Raw genomic sequence first — 4,421 nt, forward strand, 5'->3', positions numbered from 1 at the left:
GAGGCCGCGGGCTGGGGCGCGAACTGGCTCAGCGGCTGGGTGGCGCATGACCGCGGCTTCGTCACCGAGGCCTTCGGCCTCGCCCCGCAGGAATTCGTCGCCGGCATCCTCCATCTCGGGACCGAGACCGCCGCCCCGCCCGACCGGCCGCGCCCGGATCTCGCCCAACTCGTCACCTGGGTGGAGGCATGATCCTCGGCGATTTCCTCAAGGCGCTGGCGCAGATCGGCGACCGGCGCTTCCGCCGGGTGCTGCTGCTCGGCGTCGGCCTGTCGCTGGCGTTGCTCGCCGCAGTCACCTTCGGCTTCCTCTGGGCGCTGCAGCTCTTCCTGCCCGACAGCATCACCCTGCCCTGGGTCGGCAGCTTTTCCGGGCTCGACGACATTGTCGGCTGGGGCTCGGCCCTCTTGATGATCGGCCTTTCGGTCTTCCTGATGATCCCGGTCGCCTCGGCCTTCTCCGGCTTCTTCCTCGACGACGTGGCCCAGGCGGTGGAGGACCGGCACTACCCCGGCCTGCCGCCGGCGCTGAAGCTCGGCTTCGGCGACCAGCTGATCGACAGCGCGAATTTCTTCGCCCTGCTCGTCGCGGTGAACCTGGTGGCGCTGGTGCTCTACTTCGTCGCCGGACCGCTGGCGCCAGTGCTGTTCTGGGGGCTGAACGGCTTCCTGCTCGGACGCGAGTATTTCACCCTGGTGGCGATGCGCCGGCTCGGCCCCGCCGGCGCCAAGGCGCTGCGCAGCCGTCATGCGGGCCGTGTCTGGCTCGCCGGCACGCTGATGGCGATCCCGCTGTCGATCCCCCTGGTGAACCTGCTGGTGCCGGTGCTGGGCGCGGCGAGCTTCACCCACCTCTTCCACCGGCTGAACCGCAGTTGAGGCTCAGGCGTTCACGTTGCCCCAGGTCAGCCGGTCCAGCAGGTCGACCGAGACCACCCCGGAGAGGATGATCCCCGCCAGCACCAGCCAGACCACCACGGTGACCAGCGTGGTGATCCAGGCCTTGCGCCGCACCACGAAGCCCGAGGGGGCGGAGCGCGGCGTGCCCGGAACCACCTCGCCGGCATCCGCCTGCGATTCGAAGCGCAGCGGCAGCACGATGAAGAACACCATGAACCAGGAAACCGAGAACAGCACGATGGCGGCGGTGATGGTCATGCCTGTTCGAGCTCCACGAGACAGCCGTTGAAATCCTTGGGGTGCAGGAACAGCACGGGCTTGCCATGCGCGCCGATCCTCGGCTCCCCCGTCCCCAGCACCCGCGCGCCCGAGGCCTTCAGCCGGTCGCGCGCCGCGAGGATATCCTCCACCTCATAGCAGATATGGTGGATGCCCCCCGCCGGGTTCTTGGCAAGGAAGGCGCCGATCGGCGACTCCGCGCCCAGGGGATGCAGCAGTTCGATCTTGGTGTTGGGCAGGGTGATGAAGATGACGGTGACGCCATGCTCCGGCTCGTCCTGCGCCGGGCCGACCTCGGCGCCCAGCGTGCAGCGATACTGCGCCGCCGCCGCTTCCAGATCCGGCACCGCGATGGCGACGTGGTTCAGCCGTCCGATCATCCCGCACTCCCTCCAAGCCTTGCCCGTATATGCGGCCAACACCCCGGCGAGGCAAGGGCCAGCCTGCCGCGCCTCATGGCCGCGCCCCCTGCCCCCGCGCGACGCCGGCCGCCCCGCGCCAAAATTTCGCAGAAATTTTGCCCTCTCGCGCCGCCGCGCCGCGGCCTTTACCCGATCTTAGCTTCCCGCCGCTTCTCTGGGACGATCCCGCGAAAGCCCGCCATGCCGCCCTCGCCCTGCCCGCCCGACAGCCCGATCCAGCTGCCCGCAGCGGGGCGCGGCCGGCTGCCGTTCGACGGGCTGGTGCTGCTCTGCGTCGAGGACAGCCGCTTCGCCGCCGAGGCGCTGCGCCTGCTCTGCCGGCGCTCCGGCTGCCGGATGCGCCGCGCCGACACGCTGCAGTCCGCCCGCGCCCATCTCGCCGCCTACCGGCCCGATGCGGTGATCGTCGATCCCGGCCTGCCCGACGGCAGCGGCCTCGGCCTGATCCGCGAGCTTCGCGCCGCCGCCGGCGCCCCGCCGGCCCTCGTGCTCAGCGGCGATCCCGATCTCGGCCCCGCCGCGCTCGAGGCCGGGGCCCGGGCCTTCCTCGCCAAGCCGGTCGACAGCCTGACCCGGTTCCAGCAGGCGTTGCTCGACCTGCTGCCCGCCCTGCCCGACCCGCCGGCCGAAGCGCCGGGCCCGCAGCCGCCGCCCGACCCGCTGGCCCTGCGCGACGACCTGCGTCTGGCCGCCCGGCTCGCCGCCCAGCCCCGGCCGGATGCCGCAGAGGCGGCCTATCTCGGCAGTTTCCTCAAAGGCCTCGCCCGGATCAGCCGCGACCCGGCGCTGGCCGCCGCGGCGCGCCAGCCGCTGCTTGAGCCCAAGGCCCTGCGCCGGCTCGACGCCCTGCTCCGCGCCCGCATCGGCGCGGCCAGCCCGCTCTGAGGCCCGCCAGCCTCAGCCGCGGCCTCAGTCCTTCGGCACCACGCGCAGCCGCAGCTCGCGCAGCTGCTCGTTCAGCGGCTCCGAGGGCGCGCCCATCAGCAGGTCTTCCGCGCGCTGGTTCATCGGGAACATGATGACCTCGCGGATATTGGCCTCCTCGGCCAGGAGCATCACGATCCGGTCGATCCCGGCCGCACAACCGCCGTGCGGCGGCGCGCCGTAGCGGAAGGCCTTCACCATCCCGCCGAAGCGCTTCTCCACCTCCGAGGCCGGATATCCCGCAAGCTCGAAAGCCTTGAACATGATCTCCGGCTTGTGGTTGCGGATCCCGCCCGAGATCAGCTCGTAGCCGTTGCAGGCAAGGTCATACTGATAGGCATAGACCTGCAGCGGATCGCCCTGCAGCGCCTCCAGCCCGCCCTGCGGCATCGAGAAGGGGTTGTGCGAGAAGTCGATCTTGCCGTCGGCATCCTTCTCGTACATCGGGAAATCGACGATCCAGGCGAATTTGAAGCAGTTCTCCTCGGTCAACCCCAGCTCGCGGCCGATCTCGTTGCGCGCCCGCCCCGCCACCGCCTCGAACTGCTCGGGCTTGCCGCCAAGGAAGAAGGCCGCATCGCCCTCGCCCAGATCCAGCTGCTGCCGGATCGCCTCGGTCCGCTCCGGCCCGATGTTCTTGGCCAGCGGCCCCGCGGCCTCCATGCTGCCATCCTCGGCCTTGCGCCAGAAGATATAGCCCATCCCCGGCAGACCTTCCTTCTGGGCGAAGGCGTTCATCCGGTCGCAGAACTTCCGGCTGCCGCCGCCCGGCGCCGGGATCGCCCGCACCTGGGTGCCCTCGGTCTCGAGAAGCTTGGCAAAGATCGCAAAGCCCGAGCCCGCGAAATGCTCCGAGACGATCTGCATCCGGATCGGGTTGCGCAGGTCCGGCTTGTCCGAGCCGTACCAAAGAAGCGCATCGCGATAGGCGATCAGCGGCCAGTCGGGGTAGACGGTCTTGCCCGGCGCGAATTCCTCGAAGATCCCCTGGATCACCGGCTGCACCGCGGCGAAGACATCCGCCTGCTCGACAAAGCTCATCTCGAGGTCGAGCTGGTAGAAATCGGTGGGCGAGCGGTCGGCGCGCGGGTCCTCGTCGCGGAAGCAGGGGGCGATCTGGAAATAGCGGTCGAAGCCCGCCACCATGATCAGCTGCTTGAACTGCTGCGGCGCCTGCGGCAGGGCGTAGAACTTGCCCGGATGCAGACGGCTCGGCACCAGGAAGTCGCGCGCCCCTTCCGGCGAGGAGGCGGTGATGATCGGCGTCTGGAACTCGTTGAAGCCCTGCGCCCACATCCGGTTGCGGATCGAGCGCACCACGTTCGAGCGCAGCATCATGTTGCGGTGCAGCTTCTCGCGCCGCAGGTCGAGGAAGCGATAGGTCAGCCGCGTCTCTTCCGGATAATCCACCTCGCCGAACACCGGCATCGGCAGCTCGTCCGAGGCGCCGAGAACGGTCACGCCCTTGGCATAGACCTCGATCTCGCCGGTCGGTAGCTTGGGGTTCACGAGGCTCGCATCGCGCCCCTTCACCACGCCGTCGATCCGCACCACCCATTCGGCGCGCACGCTCTCGAGCGCGGCAAAGCCCGGCGAGTCGCTGTCGGCGATCACCTGGGTGATGCCGTAATGGTCGCGCAGGTCGATGAACAGCACCCCGCCATGGTCGCGCACCCGATGCACCCAGCCGGAAAGCCGCACGTCCTGACCGACATGTCCTGCATTCAGTTCCGCACAAGTGTGGCTGCGATAGGCGTGCATCACGCTCCCCTTTCCGAGGCTCGATTTCATTTCGCGCCGATACACACGCGCGCAGGCCCGAAGTCAAGCCCGCCCGCCCTTCCGCTTCTTCTTGGCAGCAATACTCCCGCGCGGAGCGCGCCCGAGCCAAGCGGCT

6 protein-coding genes are annotated in these 4,421 nt (G+C 69.5%); 3 read left to right on the forward strand and 3 right to left on the reverse strand.

From position 1 onward, the window contains the following. Positions 1 to 192 (forward strand): nitroreductase family protein (locus tag C5F48_RS22040; RefSeq protein WP_441302627.1); only part of this gene is annotated, 192 nt, incomplete at its 5' end. Beyond that, on the forward strand, positions 192 to 878 hold the full coding sequence (locus C5F48_RS22045; RefSeq protein ID WP_107665894.1) for an EI24 domain-containing protein: 687 nt from the start codon (positions 192 to 194) through the stop codon (positions 876 to 878). The genes C5F48_RS22040 and C5F48_RS22045, both read left to right, overlap by 1 nt. Positions 879 to 881: 3 nt before the next feature. On the opposite strand, the gene C5F48_RS22050 is transcribed toward C5F48_RS22045, so the two are convergent. Both C5F48_RS22050 and mce read right to left on the reverse strand, forming a co-directional pair. After that, complete coding sequence (locus C5F48_RS22050) at positions 882 to 1,157, reverse strand: DUF1467 family protein (RefSeq protein ID WP_107665890.1); 276 nt, start codon at positions 1,155 to 1,157, stop codon at positions 882 to 884. Beyond that, positions 1,154 to 1,558: a methylmalonyl-CoA epimerase gene (gene mce, locus C5F48_RS22055; RefSeq protein ID WP_107665891.1), complete on the reverse strand. Its 405-nt coding sequence runs from the start codon at positions 1,556 to 1,558 to the stop codon at positions 1,154 to 1,156. The genes C5F48_RS22050 and mce overlap by 4 nt, the downstream gene beginning before the upstream one ends. A gap of 222 nt (positions 1,559 to 1,780) precedes the next feature. On the opposite strand from mce, the gene C5F48_RS22060 reads away from it, so the two are divergent. Continuing rightward, the gene (locus C5F48_RS22060) at positions 1,781 to 2,485 is read left to right on the forward strand and encodes a response regulator (RefSeq protein WP_107665892.1); all 705 of its coding nucleotides are present in this window, start codon (positions 1,781 to 1,783) and stop codon (positions 2,483 to 2,485) included. 24 nt (positions 2,486 to 2,509) lie between these two features. Here the strand turns inward: C5F48_RS22060 and aspS are convergent, their stop codons facing one another. Further along, positions 2,510 to 4,285, reverse strand: coding sequence for an aspartate--tRNA ligase (aspS, locus tag C5F48_RS22065; RefSeq protein ID WP_107665893.1), 1,776 nt, complete (start codon positions 4,283 to 4,285; stop codon positions 2,510 to 2,512). Positions 4,286 to 4,421 lie beyond the last annotated feature (136 nt).

Origin of the sequence: Cereibacter changlensis JA139 (assembly GCF_003034985.1) — a bacterium.
GTDB classification, from domain to species: Bacteria; Pseudomonadota; Alphaproteobacteria; order Rhodobacterales; family Rhodobacteraceae; genus Cereibacter; species Cereibacter changlensis.